Origin of the sequence: Stieleria varia (assembly GCF_038443385.1) — a bacterium.
Classification (GTDB): domain Bacteria; phylum Planctomycetota; class Planctomycetia; order Pirellulales; family Pirellulaceae; genus Stieleria; species Stieleria varia.
Window position 1 is genome coordinate 2,884,352 of record NZ_CP151726.1, and the last position, 26,376, is coordinate 2,910,727.

At 56.5% G+C, this 26,376-nt stretch carries 15 protein-coding genes; 5 read left to right on the top strand and 10 right to left on the bottom strand.

Features of this window, described 5'->3' with window-relative positions:
- The first annotated feature begins 26 nt into the window (after positions 1 to 26).
- On the top strand, positions 27 to 1,217 hold the full coding sequence (locus Pla52nx_RS09655; protein ID WP_146519155.1) for a Gfo/Idh/MocA family protein: 1,191 nt from the start codon (positions 27 to 29) through the stop codon (positions 1,215 to 1,217).
- A gap of 5 nt (positions 1,218 to 1,222) precedes the next feature.
- On the opposite strand, the gene Pla52nx_RS09660 is transcribed toward Pla52nx_RS09655, so the two are convergent.
- From Pla52nx_RS09660 to Pla52nx_RS09685, 6 genes are all read right to left on the bottom strand, one after another.
- Positions 1,223 to 1,603: a DUF2513 domain-containing protein gene (locus Pla52nx_RS09660; RefSeq protein ID WP_146519154.1), complete on the bottom strand. Its 381-nt coding sequence runs from the start codon at positions 1,601 to 1,603 to the stop codon at positions 1,223 to 1,225.
- 444 nt (positions 1,604 to 2,047) lie between these two features.
- Complete coding sequence (locus Pla52nx_RS09665) at positions 2,048 to 3,085, bottom strand: hypothetical protein (protein WP_146519153.1); 1,038 nt, start codon at positions 3,083 to 3,085, stop codon at positions 2,048 to 2,050.
- A 562-nt stretch (positions 3,086 to 3,647) separates the two neighbouring features.
- Positions 3,648 to 5,153, bottom strand: coding sequence for a sulfatase family protein (locus tag Pla52nx_RS09670; RefSeq protein ID WP_197454403.1), 1,506 nt, complete (start codon positions 5,151 to 5,153; stop codon positions 3,648 to 3,650).
- Positions 5,154 to 5,199: 46 nt separating this feature from the next.
- Positions 5,200 to 6,615, bottom strand: a complete 1,416-nt coding sequence (locus Pla52nx_RS09675; RefSeq protein WP_197454402.1) for a DUF1501 domain-containing protein — start codon at positions 6,613 to 6,615, stop codon at positions 5,200 to 5,202.
- Complete coding sequence (locus Pla52nx_RS09680) at positions 6,608 to 9,697, bottom strand: PSD1 and planctomycete cytochrome C domain-containing protein (RefSeq protein WP_231741840.1); 3,090 nt, start codon at positions 9,695 to 9,697, stop codon at positions 6,608 to 6,610. The genes Pla52nx_RS09675 and Pla52nx_RS09680 overlap by 8 nt, the downstream gene beginning before the upstream one ends.
- Before the next feature lie 1,212 nt (positions 9,698 to 10,909).
- On the bottom strand, positions 10,910 to 11,194 hold the full coding sequence (locus Pla52nx_RS09685; protein ID WP_146519150.1) for a DUF167 domain-containing protein: 285 nt from the start codon (positions 11,192 to 11,194) through the stop codon (positions 10,910 to 10,912).
- Between the two features lie 102 nt (positions 11,195 to 11,296).
- On the opposite strand from Pla52nx_RS09685, the gene Pla52nx_RS09690 reads away from it, so the two are divergent.
- Positions 11,297 to 12,559 carry a polysaccharide pyruvyl transferase family protein gene (locus tag Pla52nx_RS09690; protein WP_146519149.1) on the top strand — a complete coding sequence of 421 codons (1,263 nt, stop codon included), beginning with the start codon at positions 11,297 to 11,299 and terminating at the stop codon, positions 12,557 to 12,559.
- Positions 12,560 to 12,685: 126 nt separating this feature from the next.
- On the opposite strand, the gene Pla52nx_RS09695 is transcribed toward Pla52nx_RS09690, so the two are convergent.
- The 4 genes from Pla52nx_RS09695 to Pla52nx_RS09710 form a co-directional block, all read right to left on the bottom strand.
- A complete protein-coding gene (locus Pla52nx_RS09695; protein ID WP_146519148.1) occupies positions 12,686 to 14,695 on the bottom strand; it encodes a c-type cytochrome domain-containing protein in 2,010 nt (669 codons plus the stop codon).
- A gap of 44 nt (positions 14,696 to 14,739) precedes the next feature.
- A complete protein-coding gene (locus Pla52nx_RS09700; RefSeq protein WP_390620376.1) occupies positions 14,740 to 17,244 on the bottom strand; it encodes a DUF1549 domain-containing protein in 2,505 nt (834 codons plus the stop codon).
- A gap of 125 nt (positions 17,245 to 17,369) precedes the next feature.
- Positions 17,370 to 19,808 (bottom strand): PPC domain-containing protein, encoded by a 2,439-nt coding sequence (locus Pla52nx_RS09705; RefSeq protein WP_231741838.1) that lies wholly within the window; start codon positions 19,806 to 19,808, stop codon positions 17,370 to 17,372.
- A 127-nt stretch (positions 19,809 to 19,935) separates the two neighbouring features.
- On the bottom strand, positions 19,936 to 21,237 hold the full coding sequence (locus Pla52nx_RS09710; RefSeq protein WP_146519147.1) for a DUF1501 domain-containing protein: 1,302 nt from the start codon (positions 21,235 to 21,237) through the stop codon (positions 19,936 to 19,938).
- A 593-nt stretch (positions 21,238 to 21,830) separates the two neighbouring features.
- Between Pla52nx_RS09710 and Pla52nx_RS09715 the strand changes: the two genes are divergently transcribed.
- The 3 genes from Pla52nx_RS09715 (at position 21,831) to Pla52nx_RS09725 (ending at position 25,726) form a co-directional block, all read left to right on the top strand.
- Positions 21,831 to 22,565: a polyprenol monophosphomannose synthase gene (locus Pla52nx_RS09715; protein WP_146519146.1), complete on the top strand. Its 735-nt coding sequence runs from the start codon at positions 21,831 to 21,833 to the stop codon at positions 22,563 to 22,565.
- A gap of 109 nt (positions 22,566 to 22,674) precedes the next feature.
- Positions 22,675 to 23,421: a hypothetical protein gene (locus Pla52nx_RS09720; protein ID WP_146519145.1), complete on the top strand. Its 747-nt coding sequence runs from the start codon at positions 22,675 to 22,677 to the stop codon at positions 23,419 to 23,421.
- Positions 23,422 to 23,626: 205 nt separating this feature from the next.
- Positions 23,627 to 25,726: a hypothetical protein gene (locus Pla52nx_RS09725; protein ID WP_342190378.1), complete on the top strand. Its 2,100-nt coding sequence runs from the start codon at positions 23,627 to 23,629 to the stop codon at positions 25,724 to 25,726.
- Positions 25,727 to 26,376: the final 650 nt, after the last annotated feature.

Here is a 26,376-nt window from a genome sequence, read left to right on the forward strand (position 1 = left end):
TTTCCCGCTAACGAAAGACATCTGTCATGGCACAAATCTCACTGCTCGGAACCGGACTGATCGGGTCGTTTTACACCCAGGCGTTGCAGCGAGGACGGAGCAGAGATTCGGTGGAGGTCGTTTACTCTCGCTCGCAGGATCGGGCCAACGATTTTGCGACGAAGTGGAATGTGGATGTTGCCACGACGGACATGCAAGTTGCGATTGAAGCCGACACGGATGTGGTCATCGTGGCCTTGCCAAATGATTTGCACGAACAAGCGGTGACGGCGGCAGCAGCGGCGGGGAAAGCCGTCTTTTGTACCAAACCCCTGGGACGAAATGCCGAGGAAGCCTTGCGGATGCTGCAAGCCGTTGAGTCCGCAGGCGTTGCTCACGGCTATCTGGAAGACCTCGTCTACACACCCAAAACGCTTAAAGCGCTGCAGTCCGTACGATCGGGCAGCATCGGTGATGTGCTGTGGGTCCGTTCTCGAGAAACGCACCCGGGACCGCATAGCGATTGGTTCTGGGACAAGCAGCGTGCCGGCGGTGGAGCGATCCTGGACATGGGTTGCCACTGCATCGAGATCGCTCGCAGCTTTATCGGTAAAGACATTCGACCCGTGGAGGTCGTCTGCTGGGGTGATACCCAAGTTCATCCGATCGAGACGGAGGACCACGCGATCGGGATGGTCAAGTACGAGAACGGTGCGATCGGACAGTTCGAGGTCAGTTGGTCGTTCCGTGGTGGCATGGATCTGCGTGATGAAATCTCCGGTACCGGCGGAACGATCTGGCTCAACCATTGGCTGCGAACTGGCATGGAGATGTTTTCCGCAGATGGGATGGACGGCTATGTGGCCGAGAAAGCAGAATCGGATCGCGGGTGGCTATTCCCCGTGGGCGATGAAGTCGCTGCGTTGGGCTACACCGATATGTTTGCCGACATGCTCGACTCGCTGGATCATCGCCGCCCTCCGGTGGAAGATTTCTATGACGGCTACATCGTCAACGCAATCGTTGACGCATCCTATCGTTCGATGCAATCCAAACGTTGGGAAACGATCGATCTGCCGATCTGGCGAGGCAGGGAAGATGTCCAGCGCGTGGGCTGCCACCGCGACTTTGATGATCAACATGTCCTGATCAAAGAAGAAACCATGCCCGACGGAAAACGAAAGCTGATCCTGAGAAACAAATCCACTGGCGAAGTCTCACAACGCGTTACCGGATGATTTGCTCAGGCAATCTCACCGGCAACCAAGAATTCATTGATCTTTGCAACGGCCAGTTGCGACCAAATCTCGAATGACGCCGCGTTCAACCCTGCGTCATTGAGTTTCTCCTTAGCGCTCACCCAGACTCGATCGTCCACGATGTTGTCGGCAAAATCCTGTCCTGCCCACGTCAGGGCCAATGTCGACACGCCATAGCGATCTTTCCGTGGCCCCGTGTCGACTCCCGTCATCATGCCGCCCTGAAGCAGCAAAGCGATGTGATACCCGTACACTCCATTGTCGGTATCGTTGATCAGCGTCTGCACTTCACTGGCAGAGGGACGCCCATCGTGATCACGAATCGCAAGCAGAATTTTCCGGATCAAATCCATGTCACGTATCATTCTCTGTGCTCGCTGGCGGTAGTTCTTTGCTTCTTCATCATCCTATCCCAGTGGTAGCGTTAAGCGTTCCATATTGTGTCTGCTTTGTGTTTTTAGTGGCGATCCGTTGCTGGAGGACAGCCAAGGAATGAGGATTGCTAAAAAGAATAACAAGCAGACACAGAAAGATCGCATGCTGGCTCTCCGTTGACCGCGGAGCCGGTCACAGATGGTAGCCGTCGGTCGCGACAGCGCACCGACGGTCAGTGGAACTTCGCCCCGACCGACTTCGCCCCGACCGACCCCAAAGGCGGTCGCAGAGAACTCGTCGCAACACACGGACTGCGAGAAGCCCGATCAGCCCAAGCGGCGGGCGAAGGAAAGCGAGTCTCTTTGAATTCAATGCCGTCCCGGCCGCCGGCTCCGTGGAATGCGATTTCTCAAATTGAGGTTCTGTCGAGACGTTCAGTCTAACTTCACTTGTGCTAAATACACCGATAGCGTTCCTTCGTGATCCGCTTGGTAGCTGACCCACACATCCCCACGATCCGAAGCGAGACCGATTGGCATGAGATTACCACCACTGGGGATCTCCAACAACTCAGTTAGATTACCGGTTGCCGGATCGAGTTCGCACAGTGAAATCCGATTCTTCTGGTCGACGATCCCAACGGAGGCAATAATACGTTTGTCAGGTAGTTGCAATAGATTCGGGTACTTGATCCGAGCGTCAATCTCTTGCCATTTCCACTCAGTAAAAGGAGCCTTAGAAATTCCAAAGTATCCTCCGAGCACGCCATCGTCGACAAAGTTGCCGTCGGTTCGACTCATCAGGCAATAACCCTGATCACCATCGAATAAGAGGGCGGCCTCGTCCGGAAAGAACCCTTGAAACGTCTCTTCGTACAAGCTTTCGAAATGGTGGCGGTTCGTGCTGGAGAAAATATGAATCGTTTGGGCGTTGCCGCAAATACAGCCACTTGCGTAACTGAAAGCAGATTCGCCGTGCCTGACGACACGACTAAATGGGAAATCGTTCTTTCCGATTTGATCCGTTTCACCCCAACTCCGTCCGTTTCCCGTGAACCACGCCATCGTGTTGATGGTGCCACCGTACTCGGGGACTGGCGTCTCGGCGTTGGGATTCGGCACCACACCGGTCGTAGTGACCATCAACTGGTCGTCGGACAAGACTGTGAATCTCGGACGATACAGGCCCCGATTCGGAGTCTGAGATTTCAGTACCGTCTCAGATTTCCACTCGACTCCGTCTGCGGAACGAACAACACGAATGGCGCTGTTCATAGACCCCTGATCGACACTATCATCGTAGGCCAAGTACCAATGATTATTGAATCGGACGAGATCAGTGCCGCACACACGGGGCGGCTGATTCGAAATGACTGTTGAAGACACAATCTGCGCTTTGTCTTCCGCACTGACAAGCGTCGCTGCAGTCAAGATCAGTAGCGATGTGAAGAATGTACTGACGATAATCCGCATTTCGTTTCTCCTCAATTGAATCTAGAACTGCGTGGTAACCGATGTATTCTACCGTCAATGGGAGGACGCTGACGTCTCGATTGTGTGTGAATCACTTGATTTTCCGCTAGTGCATCGTCCAGTCTTAGAACGTGGGTTCGGTAGATGAGCCGTTTTGGCGTTCGCCACGGTTTTCGTGACACAACCGTGGCTAACGCCAAAACGGCTAACCCCAAAATCAAGACCGGATGATGCACTAGGGTGACAGATTGATCGAGCACAGCCGTCACCGTCTTTGACCGTCCTTGCGATCATGGGATCCTTTTGCGGCACTTCTCGCTGATCGCCACCACTGGTTCCCAGGCTCCTGCCTGGGAACCCAATGATTAGCAGGCTCCTGCCTGCCGATCTGCTGACAATTTCCAGACCACGCTGATTTTCGCGAGGCAGAGCCTCCGTGGCAGTGCGTTCCCAGGCGTGAGTCTGGGAACGAGCGTTCTGCGGGGTGGCGATCAGCGAGAAGTGTCCCTTTTTCGCCTTGACGATGCCCTCGTTATCCTTGTCGCACCGAAATCGGCGGGTGTCATCGGGCGGCTTCACGCAGTTTCTCGGGCGTGCCGTTCCACTCTGGCAGCAGGCCTCCGTTGCTTGATCGCACCAGTTCTCGCATCTCGGACAGGAGATCTTTTGCCTGACGGGCATCTAGATAATTACCCGCAACGGGCGTGGACTCTGCTAGCTTGCTCGACGCTTTCTCATCGCCCACGACATCAGGAGTCGTTGAGTAGACCGCTCCGGTTTCGCCGGATTGGTTGGCGTTCCAAAGAATCACCTTTTCCCTGTCACGAATCAATACGCATTGAAACAGTCTCTCGCCGACAGGATTGGATGAGAAATGGTCAAGGCCGCTCAAATGCATCGTGTACTCAGCGTTCGCCCAATAGTATTGCCGGCCGGTTGGCAGGGAGTCTGCTGCAATAGCGGAAAGCAGATCGATGCCGTCGGTTTCATTCTGATACACCATTCCGGTTGCCGAGGTCACCGCGGTGGGCACGATGTCAGCTAGCGACACCAAGCCATCGTATACGAGGCCGGGTCGATCGGAATTCGCAATCGCATGTGACCAAATGATGAACGGAACCCGGATTCCTCCTTCTAAATCGTCCCATTTGTGTCCCGACAACGGAAAATTTGAACCGTGCTGGGCGCCGTTGTCGCTGGTGATCATCACGAGTGTGTTTTCAGCAAGCCCAAGTTCCTCCAGAGTCGCCATCAACCGGCCAATCCCGCGATCCAGTCCGTGTACCATTGCTGCGTAATGAGCATGTTGAATTTCTGCTGCAGCGTTACGCCCGGCGGTTGCCCGAATCTGATCATCTGTCATGTTTGCAAAGCGATCTGGAAACAGCTTTCTCAGATCAGCCGGGGCTGCCTGCAACGGTTCGTGCGGTGCCGTGTAGGCCAGGTAAAGAAAAAAAGGCGTGTCGGTCTTCTCGCGGATGAACCGGTCTGCATGATCGGTGAAGACGTCCGTCAGGTGTTCGCCACCCTGAGCGGTAAAGGTGAACGGCGTCAAGGAATGGCGTCCTGGGAACGTTTCACCAGCATTCAGGTAGTAACCGCGAGCACCGCCATTGAAGAACAGACCGTCGCTGAACTCAGCGGTTTTCGCATCCGTGTTGTGGAAGACACGTTGCGTCGGTGCAACGCCGTGTGACTTGCCGACGAGACAAGTTCGGTAGCCGGCATCCCGCAACTGCTTGCCGATCCAAGGATGATCATAGATCTCTGCGCGATTGGCCCATTGACCGCTGAGCAACATCAATCGGCTGGGGGCGCACCAACTGCAAGCGTAGGCGCGCGTGCATCGAACGCCTTGTTTGGCGAGTCGATCCAGATGGGGCGTGAATCGAAACGCATCCGGCTTTGCGTCGCCGCCAGGGTACAGTGCTCGATATGCTCCGATGTCTCCAAAACCAAGGTCATCCGCCATCACAACGATGATGTTGGGTTGTCCGACAGTTGAATCTGCCGCTTGAACTTGGCCGTAAAAGAAGCACGTGCTGACAAGAGCGAGGATGATTTTCATGGTTGGCATCTGGATCGGCTGAAATGCTCACCCACTGGATGATTCGTTAAGCCAGTATGTCGTGAACGACGTGTGACGGCTCGACTCCGGTGAGCTTGAAATCAAGTCCTTGGAATCGATGTGTGAAACGTTCGTGATCGATGCCCAGCAAATGCAGCGCTGTGGCGTGCAAATCACGAACATGGACGGGATTTTCGGCGACGTTGTAGCTGAAATCATCGGTGGCTCCGTAAGTCATTCCGGGCTGAATTCCGCCACCGGCCATCCAAATGGTAAAGCATCGTGGGTGGTGGTCGCGTCCTGCCTCGGGCGAATCCCATTTTCCTTGACCGGCCACACCGCGGCCAAACTCGCCACCCCAGATCACCAGAGTGTCGTCCAACAGACCGCGTTGTTTGAGGTCGCGTATCAATGCGGCACTGGGTTGGTCGGTATCAATGCAACGCGAGACGCACCATGAACTCAAGCGAGAGTGGTGGTCCCAGTCAGGATGAAACAATTGAATGAAACGCACATCGCGTTCGGCGAGACGTCGAGCCAGGATACAGTTGGCGGCGTAGCTTCCCGGTCGCCGAGAATCGGGTCCATACTGCTGGAATGTGGACTCGGGTTCATCGCTCAAATCCGCCAGGTCTGGCACGCTGGTCTGCATGCGAAAGGCCATTTCGTACTGCTCGATCCGTGTTTCGATCTCGGGATCCAGCGTCTCGTCGTAACGTCGCTGATTGAGCGAACCAAGTCCGTCGAGCATGCTACGTCGCAGTTGCGGTGGAAAACCATTGTGGTCATTCAAATACAAGACCGGATCGCTGGCGCTGCGAAGCTTGACTCCCTGATGTCGTGAGGGCAGGAAACCGCTGCCCCAATAATGATCGTACAGCGGTTGGTCGCTGGAACGTTTCATTTTAGAAATCAGCACGATGTAATCGGGCAGGTTCTGGTTCATGCTGCCCAGACCATAGCTGGCCCAACACCCAAAGCTCGGACGACCGGGTAGTTGATGACCCGTCAGGAATTTCGTCATCGCTGGAGCGTGATTGATCTGGTCGGTGACCATCGATTTGACGAAACACAGATCGTCGACGACTTTCGCCGTATGAGGCAACCACTCTCCGATGGTCGCACCGCTTTGACCGTAACGTGAAAACGACGTGACGGGCGGCAAAATCAACTGTTTTTGATTCTTCGTCATCCCGGTCAAACGCTGACCTTGCCGTACACTGTCGGGCAGTTCCGTGCCGGCGAGTTTGTGCAAATCCGGTTTGTGGTCAAACAACTCAATCTGCGACGGACCGCCCGACTGGGTCAAAAAGATCACCCGCTTTGCTTGGGGGGCAAAGTGAGGTAGCGAGGCTGTCAGTTCTGCCGCGATGGATTCGCGCCCGAGCAGCGCGCCGGCGGCGATCGCGCCGAGACTAAATCCGGTTTGGGAGAGAAAGGATCGGCGTCCAAGGTTATTCATGGCTGATCGCCTCATCGAGATTGAGCAATAGACTGGCAATCGTCATCCAAGCTGCGGTCTGGACGACCGTCGACTCGGGGGCCGCTGGTTGTTGTCCGATCTTGGTGAATTGGAATGCCGCAACGAGATCGGATTGGTAGTACCGTCGAGCATCCGCCAGTACGTCTTGGATCTCGGAGATTTCGTCGGCGGACAATCGGCGAGACAAAACACGTTCGCTCAACGCGGCCAGTTGGTTCTCCTCGTTCGATTGACTCAGATCAGACAGGACCCAGTCGGCCAACACCCGGGACGCTTCCAGCATCGTGGTATCGTTCATCAACGTCAACGCATGCAGTGGCGTGTTGGTGCGACGCACATTGACCTCACAGACTCGACGTTGTGCGCTGTCGAACAGAAACGTCGGGGCACTGGATCGTCGCCAATAGGCGTACAACGTTCGTCGGTACTGCGCCGGCCCGAGACTTGGGTCGTAGTGAAATCGCCCCATCGTGATTTCTGCCCACACTCCCGACGGTTGATACGGATGGACGGGTGGACCGCCGAGGGCAGGGTTCAATAGTCCGGAAACCTGCAATGCATTGTCGCGGATCATCCAAGCGGGCAATCGGAATCGCGGTGCACGCGCCAGCAATCGATTCTCGGGATCCAGTTCCAACAACTCAGGCGTTGTGTTGCTGCTTTGGCGATAGGTCTCGCTGGTGACGATCAATCGGATGATGTGTCGCAGGTCCCAATCATTCTCCATCAACTCGACGGCCAACCAATCGAGCAGTTTGGGATGCGTTGGCAACTCTCCTTGCAGTCCAAAATCGTCTGGAGTTCGCACCAATCCGTTGCCAAAGAGCATCTGCCAGAGATGATTCACGGCGACGCGCGCGGTGAGCGGGTTTTGGCGATCGACGATCCAATTCGCCAAGTCCAACCGCGTTTGTGTTTTCTCGGCGGGCCATTTCTCGGCGGGCCAGTCGAGGACGGCTGGCAATCCACTTGGCTGAACCTTCTCACCTTGGGCGTCCCAAACACCGCGCAGCAATACATGAGTGTCACGCGGGTCGGTGCGTTGCTCCAAAACCATGACAGACCTGGGCTTGGCTTCAGATTTCAAGCTGGAAAGTTGTTTTTCCGCGCGAGTCAATCGCTGGCGGACTTCCTGGTACACGTCATCGGAAAGCAGAAACTGCTTCAGCAACTCAGCTCGGAGTTCTTTGTCGATCGATTCGCGGTCGCTTGCTTGCGAGTCGATCAACGATTTGATCGGTGAACCACCGTCGACACGAGAAACCGTGTCTCCCGGTTCACTGGCCAGTGAGACTCGAAACCGACCGATGTTGGCGTGCCCGTGGGTGGAGAATTGCCGCAGCAGCAAAACCACTCGATCACCGGGCTGCACGGCGTGCGGCTGCTCAAGTCGATAGACGCCCACGTGTGGGGCGATCTCCTTCGCTCCTTCCGTCGTCCACCCGTCACGCGCGTCGTCGTTGAGAGTCTTTTCGATGGTCGCGTAGCGGTCGTCCCATTTGGTCTCACGTTTCTTGTCCGCTTCGTAGTCCGCAACCGCCGCTGCAATCTCAAGTTCTGATTCGGCTTGTGCGCCGACAGGTCGCAGCAAAGTTCGCACGCTGGTCAACGTGAAATCGCCGTTGCCCTTGGGGTCGAGTGAGAACTTTCCGTCGACGTGAGACTCGTACGGAAAAACTTCCAGACGCCAACCGCTGATCTGCCTCATCGACTCGGGTACGGTGAGTTCGATTCGATAGTCGTCTTGTGAGGGAGTTGGTCCGATCGATTGAACGATAGCGTCGGATTCGATATTGAACTTTGATCCGTTGCTGCTGACCACATTTGGCTCAGGCGTCCACCAGGCTTGATAGGACTCGACGGGATTGGCAAACCATTCATTGAGCCAAGTTTCAAAACGTTCCGTGGCCGTTTGCAATTCGAGTTTCTCGGTCTGACGAAGTTGATCAACAAAGGCCTGCATCTCTGCGATACGCGGCTCGACGAGTGGCGATTCATATTTCAAGTACGGCTTGGCGTTCATTCCCGCCTTGCCGTCTTCGTCGATGCTGTTAAAGAATGCCGTCAGGCTGTAGTAGTCCTGATGTGTAATCGGGTCAAACTTGTGCGAATGACATTGCACACAGCCGAGCGTCAATCCGAGCCAGACGGTTCCCGTCGTGTTGACGCGATCGATCACGTAGTCGACACGTGATTCCTCCGGATCACGGCCTCCTTCGCCGTTGGTCATGTGGTTTCGATGAAAACACGTCGCAAGAATCTGTTCCGGAGTCGCGTCGGGCAGCAAGTCGCCGGCGAACTGCTGAACCGTGAACTGATCGTACGGCATGTTTTCACGGAACGCGTTGACCACCCAGTCACGCCACGGCCAATTCTGTCGTGTCGCGTCTTGTTGAAATCCGTCGGAGTCCGAGTATCGGGCGGCATCGAGCCACCACATCGCCAATCGCTCCGCATGATGAGGTGATTGCAGCATGCGGTCGACGATCGATTCCCAATTCGTGTCGGAAGGATCGTTTGAGAAGGCGTGGACGTCGTCGATGGATGGCGACAAGCCGAGCAAGTCAAAAGAGAGGCGTCGTATCTGAGTGTGTGACCGCGCAGGTGGCGACGGCGTGAGCCCTTTGTCCTGGAGTGTTTGGCGCACGAAGGCGTCTACCGGGTGCTCGGCGATGTCCGGTAGCGACGCTCGTGTTGGTGCTTCAAAGGACCAGTGTTTTCCCCAGATCGCTCCGTCGTCGATCCATCGACGAATCGCTGCACGCTCCGAGGGCGTCAATGGTTTGCGGTGCGAATCTGGAGGCGGCATCTGGACATCGGGATCCGTCGACGTGATCCGTTGCCAAATTTCGCTTGCCTCTGAGTTGCCGGGAACGATCGCACGATAGCCACCCAAATCGTCTTTCGCTGCTTGTTCAACATCCAGTCTCAAGCCAGCTTCCCGGTTCGCTTCGTCGGGTCCGTGGCAGTGGAAGCATCGGTCGGAAAGGACTGGCAGCACGTCGCGTGAGAATCGCACTTCGTCGGCAATCAGCGTGAGAGCGTCTGCGCATGGAATCACGGTCGCGATGACAAGGATGATCGCTGGGGGTAGTGTTGTTCGGGACAGTGTTGTTCGGGACAGTGTTGTTCGGGACAGTGTTGTTCGGGACAGTGTTGTTCGGGACAGTGTTGTCCGGGGCAGTGTCAATCGGGACAGTGTCATCCGGGATGTCATCGATACCTCGTGGCAGGAATGTCTCTAGGGAACTCTCTGGCATTGTCCATGATACTAGCAGGACTGCGTTGCATTGGATGGGGTTTTACGTGAACGGCCGTGTTTTGGAACGGATTGGAATCCATTTGGTGCGTTTTCTCCGCAGAGGATCACCGCGGTTCATCATGAACGCTCTCTTGTGGAGGTGACACGCATCACGGGTCAAAGCGTATGGTGGTGTCGTTTTCGACTTGGAAAGTCGAACGACAGTTGTCGCTCGACTTTCCAAGTCGATAGCGTGCCCCGTCAAACGTTTTACCAATCACAAACGCTCACTTGCGCAGACCGGCCCCCTCCCTCCCTCGCATTCGCCTGGACGGCTCTGCTCGACCTCCCCCAAGTTCCTTGGGGGAGGTGTCAGATGTGCGTCCCGGATCGATGCGGTTGATGGTGTTCGTTTTCGACTTGGAAAGTCGAACGACAATTGTCGCTCGATTTTCCAAATCGATAGCGTGCCCCGTCAAACGTATTACCAATCCCAAACGTTTACTTGCGCAGACAGGCCTCCTCCCTCGCATTCGCCTGGACGGCTCTGCTCGACCTCCCCCAAGTTCCTTGGGGGAGGTGTCAGATGTGCGTCCCGGATCGATGCGGTTGGTGGTGTTCGTTTTCGACTTGGAAAGTCGAACGACAATCGTCGCTCACAGTACGCGTTCCGGTTGGGTTCGAATCTCTTATCGAACTGCAATCTCTCCCTCAAATTGTCGGACGAGGCGTTAAGCCGGATTATTCATCAGCCGCTGGCGCGATAGCGTCCGGTTCCCGAGCTTAGGTGCAAGAACCGGACGCTATCGCGTGGCGGCTGATTTGCGCGGACGGCCCCCCTCACCCGAGCATCGCCTAAAGGGCGAGCTCGACCTCTCCCCCGACAAGTCGGGGGAGAGGTACTGGAGGAGAGGGCTGATCGAACGCGCGAATTGTCGCTCGACTTTCCAAGTCGATAGCGTGCCCCGTCAAACGTACTGCCAATCCCAAACACTCACTTGCGCAGGCCTGCCCTTACCCACATCGTTCTGATCAGCATTGCATTAGGTTCTGGAGTTTGTCACGCATGTCGGAAGATGCCCCGGTGATGCGGAACTTTTTTTGACGGTTCGTTGCGCCGCTGATCAGCTCGATGGAGGATTTTGAAACTCCCAGCGCATCGGCCAGCAGTTTGATGATGGCCGCGTTCGCTTTGCCTTTGTCCGCAGCAGCGGTCACGCTGACACGCAATCTGCCGTCGTGCTGTCCACCGACCAAGTTGCGTTTGGCTCCTGGCGTCGCGTGGACTTCGATCGTGATGGATTCGTTCAAACTCACTTTCCGCTTTGTTCAAACATCGATAGAGAACTGGATCATGAAGTATACTGTCGGCTCGTATGGGTTTGACAATTCGCTAGGACTTCAATGGGTAGGATATCGATGAAACGACGACAGTTTCTCTGTGGCTCGATCACAGCGGCGATGATGAGTTCGGTGCTGCGTGCTGCCGAGGGCAAGTCCACGCCTCGCATCCTGTTGCGGTCCTCGTGGCAAACCGTCAACATCGGCGATATCGCTCACACGCCCGGCGTACTCGCCATCTTGGAGCGGTATTTGCCAGAAGCCGAGATCTACCTTTGGCCCAGCAATGTGAAAAATGGCGTCCAAGAGTTGCTATTGAGCCGCTTTCCCAAGTTGCAGATCGTGCAAGGGGCCGAAGCATTAAAGTCTGCGTTTGCCCAATGCGACTTTTTACTTCATGGCTCCGGTCCTTCATTGGTTGCGGAGCGGGACGTGCGGCGATGGCATGAGGAGACCGGCAAACCGTTCGGGGTCTACGGGATCACCTTGCCCGTTCAAGATTCCGCGTCCACTCAGGCGACGCCTGGCGATGTATTCGCGCGGACGATCGCGTTGCTGAGCGAAGCGGAGTTTGTCTATTTTCGCGATTCCGTATCGATGCAATTGGCCAAGGACCGTGGTTGCACCTGTCCCGTGATGGAGTTTGGTCCTGACGGCGCGTTTGGTACCGATTTGCGTGACGATGAAAAGGCGATCGCTTTCTTGCAGCGACATGGACTGGAGGAAGGCAAGTTCATGTGTTGCATTCCTCGGTTGCGATACACGCCGTATTGGGTGATTCCAGAGAAAAAGAGGGAGCGGGACGAGATCAAGCACGCCAGAAACGAGGCGATGAAGCAGCATGATCATGCACCGCATCGCAAAGCGATCATGGAGTTGGTGCGTCGGACGGATCTGAAGGTGTTGGTCTGTCCCGAGGATCGCACTCAGATGGCGGTTGGCAAGGAATTGTTGTACGACCCACTGCCGGATGACGTGAAAGCTCGTGTGGTTTGGCGTCCGGATTATTGGCTGACCGGTGAAGCCATTTCGACGTATGTTCGCAGCGCGGGTTTGTTTGGCAACGAGATGCACTCGCCGATCATGTGTATCGGGAACGGAGTTCCCGCGATCGTTTGTCGTTGGTCGGAACAAACGAGCAAGGGATACATGTGGCGCGACATCGGCTTGGGCGACTGGTTGTTTGATTTTGACAACGAGGCCGATGTCGAGCGTTTGCCGTCCGCGGTGTTGGAAATGGCGAAAAATCCAGAGGCTGCCAAGGAAAAGGCCGCCAAAGCGAGACAGTTTGTCATTCAACGACAACGCGAGAGCATGGAGATGTTGCAGCGAACCGTGTAGTGGGGTTCGCCAGAATTCCCCTCGTTCACACCGACATCAGCGTGAAGACGGGCAGACCGTATTCCGTCATGCAGAGCATGACCTACAGTCGCTCGACTTTCCAAGTCGATAGCTTAAGCCGTGAAATCACTTCTCGGCCAACATGCGATTCATCTTGTCCTGGATCGCATTGACGCGAGCAGCAATGGCATCGTGTGCGGCCTTGGCCTGATTGGCTGCCGCCGTTGCTTCGGCGACCTTTTGCTGCAACGGAGGAAGAGTTGCAGCTAGTTTGTCCGCTTCGGCTTTCTTTGCAGCAGCAAGCTGCTGTTGCTGACCCACTGCGGCAACGGCACCGATTCGCTCACGACGTTTTCCGGCCAACGCAAGCAAGTGTTTCGCGAGAGCTTCTTCAGCTACCGCCATTTGGTCGAGCAGGTTGGCGTCTTTCTTCAAGTTGACTTGAGCGACGATCAAGGCGTCTTGCAGTTCTCGCGACGTTGCCGTCAGCGGGCCGAGTTCCCCGTCGATCGCGGCGCGTTTCGCATCGTTTGCTTTGGCAGCCGCGTCGGCATCGGCAGACTGTTTTTGCAGAGCAGCGATTTGAGCGTTCAATTCGTCAACCGGTTTTTGTGCCGCTGCAACGGCTGCTTGTGCGGCATCCCACGCGGCCTTGGCGGGCTGCAACTCTTGCTGGACGGATGCGAGGGTGGTTTTGACCGATTCGATACGGGCTTCGATCGGAGGCGGGTTAGCGGCCAAGTTTTGTTTTTCGTCCGGGTTCTCGGCGTTGGCCGTCAGAACGTCGCCATTCCAGTCGCCGTAGATGACTCGCTTGCCATCGTGTGTGATCACGACTTCCAGGACATCTTCGCTGCCTGCGCGGAATTCTTTGATCAGGTTGCCGCTGGGGTCCCAGAGCTTTGCGCGGTCGTCTTTGCCTGCGGTGGCGACGCGACCTTGGTGATCAAACGAGACTGCCGTTGCGCCGCCGCCATGGGCATCGATCGACTTGACCACGTTCCCCGAGTTGACGTCCCAGAGCTTTACCGAGCCATCCAAACTGGCGCTGGCCAATACATTGGAGTCGTCACGCCATGAGAGCGAACGAACTGCATCCTTGTGGCCAACCAAGTCGAGGTAGAGACGTCCCGTTTCGGCTTCCCAAACACAGAGGCCTCCGGAGCGATCGCCTGATGCGATCAAGACACCGTCGGGGCTGTAGGCGACGGAGTAGATCCAGTCGGTGTGTTTCTTGATGTCAAAAAGTTTTTCGCCGTCGGTGGCGTCAAAAATGCGAAGCATCTTCAGTGGGCCTCCCATCGCGACGCGATTCATTTTGTCGTTGACGTCGGCGTCAAAGACGGTGTCGAGTTCATCGCCGATCTCAGCGACTCGTTCACCCGTCTTGACGTTAAAAATCACCGCGGTGCCTTTGAAGGAGTGTTCGCCACCGCCGACGATCAGATAGCTACCGTCACGGCTGAACCTCAGCGACTGGGCGATGCCATCGGGATAGGGCAGGATGCCGAGCAACTCATTGGTGTCGGTGTGGTACATCACGATTTGTTTTTGTCCGGCGATCGCAATCAGCGGTGCCCAGGGGCTGGCCGCGAGTGCTGTGATGGCGGCGGCCCTCTCGGTGACCACGGGGACACTTTGTGGAATGGTTTCCGGCATTGCGGCTGGGCCTTCAGGTTTACCGCCTGCGGAGGAAGTGAAGGCGAGTGCGTTCTTCTTCTTGGCCTTTGCCTTGCTGCCGCTGTTTTCCAATACTCCGCCTTCGATCCAAGCGCGGATCACGGCGAGTTGCTCAGCGGGCAACTTGTCTTTTTCAGGAGGCATGACCGGCGTGTCATCGTGATTGACCAATTGCCACATTCGACTCGCTTCGGCATCGCCATCGTCGTATACGATCTCGCCGCTACCGCCGCCTTCCATCAGTGCGGTAAAGGTGTCCAACGCCAGGCCACCCTTCTTGTCACCTTGATGATGGCAGTTCAGGCAGTGCTGACGCAGGATCGGCTTGACGTCGTCCTCGTAGGTGACCTTCTTCACTTCGCCTTCGGGTGATTTTTGGTCCTCAGCAACGAGCACGCTGCTGAACACGGAACCGACGAATGCGAATACGAGACTGAGCGTTTGATAGTGGCGCATGGGGAGATGCAAACTGAGGCAATGGGGAGGGTGATCGTGGACGATCAGTGGTTAAACACAAACTCTCGAGAATTCAGGACCGCCCAGAAGATGTCTTCCAGTGCAGCGGCCTTGTTCTCTGCTTCTGCCACCCCCGGCAACAAATGATCCAACTCGGTTTGAGTCGGTTTTCTGGACAAACAGCGGACGTAGATCCGCTCAACGACCTGCTGTTCGGTCATGCCCTCATCCTTCATCCATTTGGCGATCTTGCCACCCGCAGCCACTTTGCTGCTCACCGAACTGCCGTTGAGCAAATGCAAGGCTTGCGAGAGCGACGGGTCGGTGGACGCTTCGCAATCACAAACGGTGGCCCGCGGTGCGCGACCAAACGTGGTCAGGAAGTAATTGCTGGTGCCGCCATCAGCGATTTGTACGGCGCGAGCACCCAGTGGCAGCCCTTGGAACTTGTCGGGCGACTCCGTCACCTGCGAAATGCAATCGAGCATGCTTTCCGCTGGTATACGTCGAATAACGGCGTGGGCGTAGTTGCGATTGTCGTGCGCGTTGGTTTCGTTGGTTGCGGTACTGCGTTGATAGGCTTGACTGGTGCAGATGTCGCGAACCAAACGCCGGAAATCAAAGTTGTACTCGATCAACTTTTGGCCCAGCGTGTCGAACAATTCTGGATTGCTCGGTGGATTGCTGACACGAATGTCGTCGACTTGATCAACAATGCCGACACCCATGTAGTGAGCCCATACGCGGTTTGCGATGGACTTGGCAAAGAACGGGTTTTCAGGACTGGTCAACCACTCGGCGACGACTTCACGACGGTCCTTGCCTTTGGTGTCCGCTGGACCACCGCCGAGGAAGGTCGGCTCAATGGGTTTCTTGGTCACCAAGTGGTTCACTTCACCACCACCGCGGTTGTAGATCACTTGCTCGCGATAGTCCTCGGCGTTCTTGCGACCGACCTGTGAAAAGAACGATGCGAACCCGTAGTAGTCATTCATCGTCCAGCGGTCGAACGGATGGTTGTGGCACTGGGCGCATTGGGTTCGGATTCCCATGAAGACCTGGGCGACATTCTCAGCCGTCTTGAGTGTGTCGCGTTCGATCTCGTAAAAGTTTGTCGGTGGCGAGTTGAAGGTACCGCCAGTGCTGGTCAGCAACTCACGAACCATTTGGTCGATCGGCACGTTGCGAGCAAACTTGTCCGTCAGCCAGTTGGCGTACAAGTAAGCCGATTTATAGCTGACTTGATTGCTGCTCTTGATCATCAGCAACTGAGCAAACTTCATCGCCCAAATTTCGCTGAACTCCTTGCGTTGCAGCAGTCGATCGACCAGCGCCTCTCGCTTATCGGGAGCGGCATCGTGCAGGAATTCGCTGTACTCACCTTCGGTCGGTAGCAATCCGGTGATGTCGACTGTCACTCGACGAATGAACTCTTCATCGGAGCATTGACCGCTGGGCACGATACGCAGTTGTTGCAGCTTTTTGCCGACGAGTTGATCGACGTAGTTGCCTGTGATCGGGGGCGGGTTGTAGACAAGGTCTTTGGGCAACGCCAGGACTTGGCTGCCGACGGTGTGGGTATCGAAGCGAGCCATCACGAAAGCTTCGCCGCGACGTCCTGCCGTCACGTTGCCCGCGTCATCGATCGCAGCGGTACCTGAGTTGTTGGATGTGAATGCGGCGAGCCGCGTCACGTCGCGTGTGGTGCCATCGCTGTAGGTGGCAACGGCGACGAATCGCTGGGTGGCACCTTCGCCCTCGATGACGGCTTGGGATGGATAAATATTGACTTCAGTGACCGTCGGAGGCTTGTTGTCCGCGGCATCGGCCGGTGCGCCATTGGACAACCACTCCAGGATCGTGGCGTAATAGTCGCTGTCGGTACCGAACAGCTTTCCACCGGTGTGGGGAACCGCTCCGATGGACTTTTTCAGGAAAAGGCTTTCCGAGGGCACGGCCAAGTTGATGCGACGAACGCCGATCTCTCGCGTGATTCGGAAATAGTCTCCCGCAGGATCAAAACCGAACAAACTCAAATTGAATCCGTCTTTACCGCGTGCGGCACCGTGACAAGATCCGGTGTTGCAACCCGATCGGGTCAACACCGGCATGACGTCTTTCTCGAAGCTGATCGGGTGCTTGGTCGTCGCGTTGGTTACCTCGATCGGAATCTTGACCGTGGTTCCCAAGTACTTGGCGACCAGTTCCGTGCTGCCATCGGCGACGGGCAATAATTTGAATCCATCTCGACGGACTTTGCTCTCATCGGCGATGCTCCACTCGACGCGATCGCTCGCATCCTCGGTCACCCCGTCGTCTCGTTGCAGCACGGCGACGAAGGATTGGAAGTCACGAGCCGAGCCGAGCTTGATCGCTGGCGGATAAACCGACAGTTGCGGCGGCTTGGGCGGATTGGCCGGCGGCGTCGCACTGGCGTCGGCCGGCTCGGCAGACGTTGCGACGCTGGAGTGGAGAGCAGAGCCGATCAAGACCATGGAGGCAATGATCGTGGCGGGCAGCCAAGCGGCAAAGCGAAATCGGTGAGGCATGCAGTGTTGCAAGTTCATGGATCAGGATCCCGAGAGGGAAGTGAATCACGCGAGTGATTCTGGGGGGGCCGAAATCTGGTGGTTGATAAAAATCAAAGGTTGCGAGTTGCCTCGCGAGCCTTGGATCACTCTTGGCTTTGAAGTCGCAATTGCTCAAGTCGGCTAAGAACCTTGGGCGCCTCTGGCTTTGGCGGTTGCGGTTCGGCCGGCTTTTCGACTTTGGGTTCGTCGACTTTGGGTGGTAACGGCTTGTCGATTCGCAGTTCGCCGGTCCCGGTGGTTTGCAGCATCGTTTCACCGTTGGCGGTGACCTTTGACTGACAAACCAACGTCTTGTGCTTGCCGACTTTGGCGTCAGCGGGAATGACCAATGGGAACGTCACCGACGTTGCGTCTTTGGCGATCTTTTGAGTCGCAGCGGGACTGGTCACGCCGGCGGGCAATCCGACCAATTCAACTTCCGCCTCGCCTTCGAACTCTCGCAGAATTTCCATGGTGAGCGTGTAGTTGATTTCCGTGCCCAATTCGCCGGCTGCTTTGGGAAACTCGTACTTGAACAGCGAGTCCTGGACTTCCAGCATGATTGGCAGAGTGCTGCACACGGTCGAACCGATCGGTGTGGAGTAGGTTGCGACGAAAATCATCGGCCAAGTCCCGATCGAAGCACCACCGTTGGCGGTCATCGGGATCGTGCACTCGGTCTGGCCCTTGTCGATATACCGGCTGTTATTCACTCCGATACCTGGAGGATTGTAGAGCGTTCGGAAACTAACCCGTCCGTCGAAACCTTCCTTGCGAGTCAGCTTGACGACGATGTCTTTGCTGCCGTTTCTCAGGATGGGTGTCTTGGGTTGGACGACTTCGACGCTAAAGGGAGCTTCGTCAGTGACCGCCATCGCGGCGCGTGGCGTGACGTATTCAAACATGCCACGGCGATTTTGGCCGAGCACCAACTTGTGCGTTTGACTCAGTGTTCCAAAGACCGTCGGGCTCTTGTCATCACCCTTGGCGTTGATCGTGTACAACGACGCACTGTGCTTGGCATCGGCAGCTGCGGTCAACAACACGGGGACTTCTGGGCGACCCGCGGGAACGGGAAAGGTCGTTGCCGTCACGCCTGCGGGCAGGCCATCCAGGCTCAAACTCACTTCGCCGTTGTACTGATCGCGACCGACCGCGACCATCATCGCAGTCTGTCCGCCGATCGGAACGGAAACCACTTGAGCTTCGTCACGACGCAGCTCACTGAGTGTTAGCGAAACACTCGGTTGCGGTGTGGTGACTTCGATTCGGTAACAGTGTTCAGGGCTGCCGCCACGCAAGTGATCGTAGATTCGGACACTGTGCAATCCGTCTTCTTTGGCTGTGAAATCCAGGAACGGATCGATCTTGCCGCGGCTGTCGTCGGACGACACCAGCGTGGCACCTTTGGGATCAAACACGTTGAGCACGGCGTCGAGTGGTGAACGCAGGATTTCACGGGCAAAGACTTCCACGCGGTAGCGTGTGTCCTTCTTGGCTTGAAAACGGAAACAGTCGTAGTCGTCTGGCTTCTCCACCACGCCGCACAGTGCACCTGGCACAGTGACCTCGGGTGCCTTCATACGGTCATCGTTCGGTTCGACTTCCATCGCAACGGGTAATTCGTTGACGCGAACCCAGTTCGGCGAAGGGCTGATGCCGTTTTCATTTTCGGTGATGACGCCCCATCGATCCAGAGGTTCGCCTGGCAGTTGGACTTCCGCGTTGATCACCTTGTGTTCGTCGTCGATCAACTGTGCCTTCAGAATCGAGCCGGGTGCTCCACCGGCGGGGAGCACGGCAACGGGTCTTGGGAACGTGCCGACGTGCAATCGATACCCGCACACGCCACTGCCCAAGAAGGAACTGTCACGGACCAGGATCGTGTACTTGCCATCTTTCTCGGCGGTGTACGAGCAGAATCCGTCTTGTTGCAGCAAGGCACTGTCATCACTGGTGGCGACTTCGAATCGTCCTTCATCCAGAATGGCGATGTAGGGATCGAGAATGTTTTGATTGTTCAGTGAAAAGGCAAGACGGATACCTTCGATCTCGACGTTGATTTTCTGCCCTGCTTTGAGCTCCACTTGAAAATGCTCGACGTCTTCTCGCTGAACGATTCCTTCCACCGTGGAGTTGAGCGGGATCGACTGGGGGGCGGCGAATTCGTTATTGGGCTCGACTTCCTCGATCACCGGCATCGTCCCCACGCCCAGCAAACGCAAGTTCGCGATTCCGCTCTTGGTGACCAGACGGATGGGATAGAGTCCCGGTGCCAAGTTATCCGCTGCCTTGAGTTTGACCTCTGTCGTCTTGTCGTCCACCGCTTTGACTTCCAGGATCTCGATCCCCGGCAAGTCACAGATCACCTCGGACGCATCTGAAAGTCGATCACCTTTGAGGGTCACGACGGTCTCGGTTCCTCGCACCACCCCCATCGGTTTCAAGCTCGTCACGATGGGCAAGGCCGCCATCAAATGAGTCGAACAGAACACGGCAACCAGAGTTGCGATCATCGAAAGTGTTACGTGGCGAGTCTTCATAGGGCGGGCAGTCTTGCGAGGTAGGGTCGTCGTCGAGTCCAGAAGCTCGACACGGTGATTCGTGTCGAGCGACGTGTCAGAGTTCACGCGGACGAGTGGAAGCACCGCCGCGTTGAACACGATCGGATCAAACCATCAACGGTTCGATCAGTTTGCCACCGTCGACGATTTCGATCGGGCGGTCGCCGGGAGCCATCAATTCTTTGTCGGCAACAATGCCGAGCAAACGGTACATGGTGGTCGCCAAGTCGGCGGGCGAAACAGCGTTTTCCTCTGGTTCGGCTGCGGTGGAGTCCGATGCACCGTAGACCATGCCGCCTTTGATACCGCCGCCAGCCAGCATCACGCTGAACACCTTCGGCCAGTGGTCGCGACCTGCATCGGGGTTGATCTTCGGCGTGCGTCCGAACTCGCTGCTGACCATGATCAATGTTTCGTCCAGCATGCCACGCTCGCTCAAGTCATCGATGAGGGCTGACAGAGCGACGTCCAACGGGGGCATCGTGTTCTTGAAGCTCGACGTGATGTTGGCGTGCATGTCCCATCCGCCGTAGGTCAATGTCACCAGTCGCGTTCCGGCTTCGACCAATCGGCGAGCCATCAACAAACGCTGACCGGCTTGGTTGCGGCCGTAACGGTCACGCATCTTGGCGTCTTCTTTTTCCAGATCAAACGCTTCTTTGGCCGCCGGGGTGTCCAGCAAGTCGAACGCACGCTCATAGAACGTATTCATCGCGTTGACGTTGTCGGCCGGTGAGGCGGCAGCGAACTGGTTGTTCACTACGTTCAGAGCAGCCTTGCGTCGCATGAATCGTTCTGCGTCGACGCCGCCGGCCAAGTCCAAGTCACGGACCTTGAAACCGTTCTGCGCCGGGTCGGCTCCCAACGCGAATCCGCCGTAGCTGCTGGGCAAGTAGCCCGTGCCCGCAAATTCGTTGGGGACGTTTGGAATGCAGACGTAGGGAGGCAGGTTGTTTCGGGGGCCGAACTCGTGGCTGATGACCGCGCCGAAACATGGGTAACGCAGCGCCGGGCTGGGCTTGTAACCCGTGAACATATTGTGCGTGCCACGCTCGTGGGCCGCTTCGCCGTGCGACATCGAGCGAATCACGCTGAACTTGTCGGCACGTTTGGCCAACTGTGGAATCACTTCACTGAACACTTCACCCGTGTTCGTCTTGATCGTTCCCATCTCGCCGCGATATTCCATCGGGCTGTATGGCTTGGGGTCAAACGATTCTTGTTGAGCCATACCGCCGGGCAAGTAAACGTGGATCACGCTTTTTGCCTTGGCTTCGACAAAGTCATACTGCTTTTGCTCAGCCATGGCCTGACGCATCAGCAACTCGGGCAACGAAAGACCGAGTCCGCCAAGTGCACCCGCAGTAAGAATTCCACGACGGCTGAGAGAGTTTCCGCGACAACGCATTCGAGTTGCTCCGAATCAATGGGATGTGGGCTGTTCGCTTACCGACCGATCTTAGACGTCAACATGGTTGTTGCCGAGGAAGCGGTTCGGATTCGATTCGCGTCATCAAACGAGAATCGCGATGAACGTTTTGTTTGAACATCAGGGCCGACAAAGGATTCCTGACGCATGGTTAGGTGGGACCTGAAACTGGATAGCCGCAGGGAGCGCATCGTTTCGGGCTTGTGTGGTGGGGTGGAGGTGGGATGAATCGGAGGTCTCAGGATAATCGCTAGACTGAACTGAAACTCTCCAAATCGCACTCCAGCGTATCGACGGACAGGCGTCTCGTCAAATCACGCTGGTCGTATCAATCGTATGTTTGGACCTCAAATATTGAGTCCAACCCCCTATGAACGGTCCTTCAGGGGGGGGTGGACTCGGAAAATCAGCAATTTCTTCGCTGATCGGCAATTTTTTTCGGTCCCCTAGGGGAAAAGGACTTCTTGGGTCAAAACGGCCGCAGGCTCCAGGGCAGACTTGCCAAAAAACGGCCCAGAAAACTACCCTTGGAAACTTCACAAAGGATTTCACCCCACCATGTCTCGGATTCTGTGACACACTCCAGCGATGCTCGCGTCCTGATCGCCGTTTGCACCTACCAGGAGGCCGGCAACATTCGGCCTTTGCTGGCATCCCTGAGGAGCTCGCTGCCTGATGCTGACGTGCTGATCGTGGACGACGATTCGCCCGACGGGACCGCCGATCTGGTCAGGCAGGTCGCCGCCGAGGACTCAGCGGTCCGTTTGCTGTTGCGGACGGAGAAGCGAGGATTGGGCAATGCCATCCAAGCCGCCATCGGCGTGGCGATCGACGACGGCTACGACTTCTTGCTGAATCTGGACGGCGACCTGAGCCATGATCCGCAGAGCCTGCCGAGATTGCTCGATGTCGCGGTCAACGACCCTGAAATCGACGTCGTTGTCGGATCGCGTTACGTGGACGGTGGACAGATCGTCGGATGGCCGCTGAGGCGTCGATGGATGAGCCGTTTGGTCAACCGCTTTGCCATCACGATGCTCGGATTGCCGGTCCGCGACTGCAGTGGCTCGATGCGATGTTATCGCGTCAGTGCGTTAGCGAAACTGAAACCAGAGAGTCTGCGATGCCAAGGCTATGCGTTGTTGGAGGAACTGCTCGTTCGACTCAACGCCAACGGTTCCAGGATGGTCGAAGTCCCGATCACCTTCACCGAACGCCAACGCGGCCACAGCAAGCTGACGCTCGGTGAGGCCGTCCGCTCCGTCAGTTCCATGATCCGGTTGGCGTTGAAATCCAAGTCGGTGTGAGTTTATTTTCGAAATTTTGTGACAGAAGTCTCTGAGATCCCCGTAGCCCCCGCAGTGGCCGAATTTCCTGGCATCTGCATCGCTACGTCTTCGAATGGGAATCTCATCGATGAAATCTTACTTACTGACGGTTGTCGTCTTGTTTCCGCCACTGTGTTTCGCAGCATCGGAGGTACAAGCGGATGTCGTGTTCGTGTTGGACGCTGCTTATGAAGTCCGCATCGACTCGGTGAGCGGAACCGGGTTTACCATTGGCGGATCGACTTTGGAGCCCATCACGGATCTATTCCAGTTTGGAAACACGGATGGCAGCGTTGACGCTTTCTCCAGCGTCATTGCCGCAGATCCCGCATCGATGGTCACGGGCGACTATCTCTTTGGGTTCGCCAGTGGAGATGGGCTTGCCTCGGCGCCCCCGGATTCGCTTCACAGCATTTTTGCGGGGGCGGACGGTTCGCTGGAGGTGACGAACACCACCGCCGCGGAACTCGACATCACTTTCAGCTTGGGTTACTCACTCTACGCAGAAACCGGAGGCAGCGATTTGTTGCCCAGCACGGCGTTCGCCACCGCCGACTTCGGTTTCTTTGAAGACGGGATTTCATTGTTCGAGCGCAGCGTCACCAGCGACCGCGTCTTAGGTGGAGGCGTCGTCAACGATGCGAACCTGTCATTGATCACCAGAACCATCGCCCCCGGAGAGACTCGCACGTTCGACAGTTTCGTGGCCGTCAACGGATTCGCAGACTCGATCTCCGCCGTCCCAGAACCGAATGCCTTTTGGATCGGATTCGTCTTCATCATTCTAGGGCTTTACGCAAACGACATCGGCTTTCTGAGAACGCGACGAAGCTGAGTGAAGTCATTGCTGAGAACGTCCCGAGCGTCGAGCGACAGTCGTTCGACTTATCGAGTCGAAGCCGAAAACGCGTCCCAAAAAGCTACATGGCTCCCCTTTCCCCCGAATCCTGGCGAGCCTCAGCGAGTCAGGATTCGGGGGAGAGGGGCAGGGGGTGAGGGGGAATGAGAACTAACAACATCCAACGAATTGAGCCTGTGAAATGACACGCCGTAAGTCATCGCTGATCATCATGAACACTTCACAACTCTGCAAACAAATCGCGAACGTTGTACGACGGAAGACCGGTGCCGATCGAAAAGGACGTGGGCGAGTGCGCTCGTCCCGGCTCGGCATGGAACGGTTCGAAGACCGTCGTATGATGACGGTTGCCTTCTACTCGCTGCCCGATCATTTCGTCGCGGTCGATCAAGGGTTCGACACCAACACGGACATGACGTACTTGGTCGGCTCAATGAATCAACAAACCGATTCGCCCATTGCCACACTCGTGACGTCGGTGGACCTGGAGACGTTTCAGGTGGATGAGTTGATTGGCCTTGGTCCTGATACTCAAGTTTTCGGTGTTTCTCCCGATGGTAGTCGGATTGCTGGAGTGTCTAAGTCTCCTGGTTCGTTTGATGTTGGTGAAGGAACCACGTGGCTAAGCTCCGCGCCGGACTCTCCAACGGGTATTGGTTTCGTGCCTGGGAATCCAGCTACGAGTGTCGCGATTTCTGCCTGGTCAGGTGGAGTTGTTGGCGACCAGGGCGGCGTCCAGGATGGGATTGTCTGGACTCCATCTGGAGGATTGGCAGTGCTGCCCGACGGAGGTGGCTTGTCTAGTGTGGTAGATGTATCAGTGAATGGAGACACTTCTGTTGGATTTGCCAGTTCGATTGTCGTGGGCAGCGCTGGTGCTGCCTATTGGGATTCTACGGGCTTTCATGCCTTGCCGACTCCGAATGGTGATACGAGCCAGGCCATTGCGATATCGCCGAACGTTAATTTTATCGGCGGAAATATTGCATTTTTCGACCCTGCCACCTTTGATGGAGGACTGCAGGCCACCGTCTGGACCCTCGTCGATTCTAGTTACGAACCGACCTTGCTCACGTGGTCCGATGGTTCTCGTGTGCGGGGCTCCGTCGTTGATGTTAGCGATTCTGGCTACGCCGTGGTGTCGCTCTCAAGTGGCGGTGCGGCCATCTATCATGCCGACGTCGGTGTTTTGTCCTTGGCCGACTTCGTCGCTTTGCATGGTGATGGGATGCAGTTGCCGGACCCGAATGTTGTTCCTGTTGCCATCTCCGATGTCGCCGACGGTGTGATTCAAATCGCTTTTGAGACGCTGATCATCAAGGTTGACGTCAACGATGGCATCACGACCGTCGAAGGCACCGAGGGGAGCGACAACATCACACAACATATCGCGGCGGGCGAATCACTTCGTATTCACGGCAACGGTGGCAACGATCGGATCACCGTGTTCGTTGACGGTCCGGGGGCGACGTTGATCGTCGATGGGGGAACCGGAGACGATGACATTGTCGTCTACAACCGGGCTGCGGATTCCAGCTTGCAGATCGTTGGTGGCGAGGGTGACGAAACCGTCTCGCTTCACAGTACCAACGCCTCCGATGCAGCCATCGACGTCGATCTGGGCGGAGGTGCCGATACGTTCATGTCCTACGTCATCCAGTCACCCGGGATCGCGTCCTTCGTGGACATGGGTTCCGGCGACGACGCGGTGTACAACCACGTGCGAGAGTCTGATAGTAGTGTGCTTGGTTTTGACCTCGGCGAGGGGACCGATCGTTTCAGCAGCTACGTGTTCTACTCGACCAACGTTTCGGCGGGAGTGTTCGGCGCTGGTGGTGACGCTCGTGTCTCGCACTTCGCGTACGCTTCGCCCGGTTTTGTTCAGGCGACGGTCCTGGGCGAAGGCAATCACCGAGTGACCAACTATGCGTACTACTCCAACGGCGGCCGAAACGCCGTGTCTGTCGGTGGTGGACGTTCGATCGTCTACGACTACGTTTTCGCTTCCGACGACGTGCATGGTGTGTACGATTTCGGCGACGGGCGTTCGGTGTTCACCGGCTACGCGATGCGCAGCAACCGGGTAACGCACGAAGTGTTCGCGAGCAGCGCACAAACCCGCAGCCGTGGATTCGCAATCGGCAGCCTCGATTACAGCGTCACCCGCAGGGATCTCCACAGTGAGCTGAGCACGGACCCAGTGGGAGTCTTGGACGCGGTGTTCGCGGAGGTTGGGACGTTGAGATTGGGGTTTGCGATCGGGATCGAGTTGAATATCTAACTGCAACCTGTCCCTCAATTTGTTGGGGGAGAGGTCGGACGAGGCGTTAAGCCTTCGTCCGGGTGAGGGGGCGATACGCGTGAATCGTCGCTCGATTTTCCAAGTCGATAGCGTGCCCCGGAAAGCGTTTTACCAATCCCAAACGCCCACTTGCGCAGACAGGCCCCCTCCCTCGCATTCGCCTGGACGGCTCTGCTCGACCTCCCCCAAGTTCCTTGGGGGAGGTGACGGTGCGCGTTTAACGACTAGCCGCAGGCGTCATCGCCGCAACCGACCGGATTGCACCGCAGAGGCAAACGCCGCATCTGCCTTCGCCTTCGGCTACGGGTCAAACGGATCTAGAGGGCGTATGGTTCGTGCTCGGCCGTATGGTGGTGTTCGTTTTCGACTTGGAAAGTCGAACGACAATTGTCGCTCGACTTTCCAAGTCGATAGCGTGCCCTGGAAAGCGTTTTGCGGATTCGAAACGTTTACTTGCGCAGACGGCCCCCTCCCTCGCGATCGCCTGGACGGCTTTGCTCGACCTCCCCCAAGTTCCTTGGGGGAGGTGACGGCGGACCATGAAATGGTCCAAGAGGGTAGCCGGCGGTCGAGCGTAGCGAACACCGCCGGTGGTTGGCGTCGCGGGCAAATCGACCCCGACGGGCGTC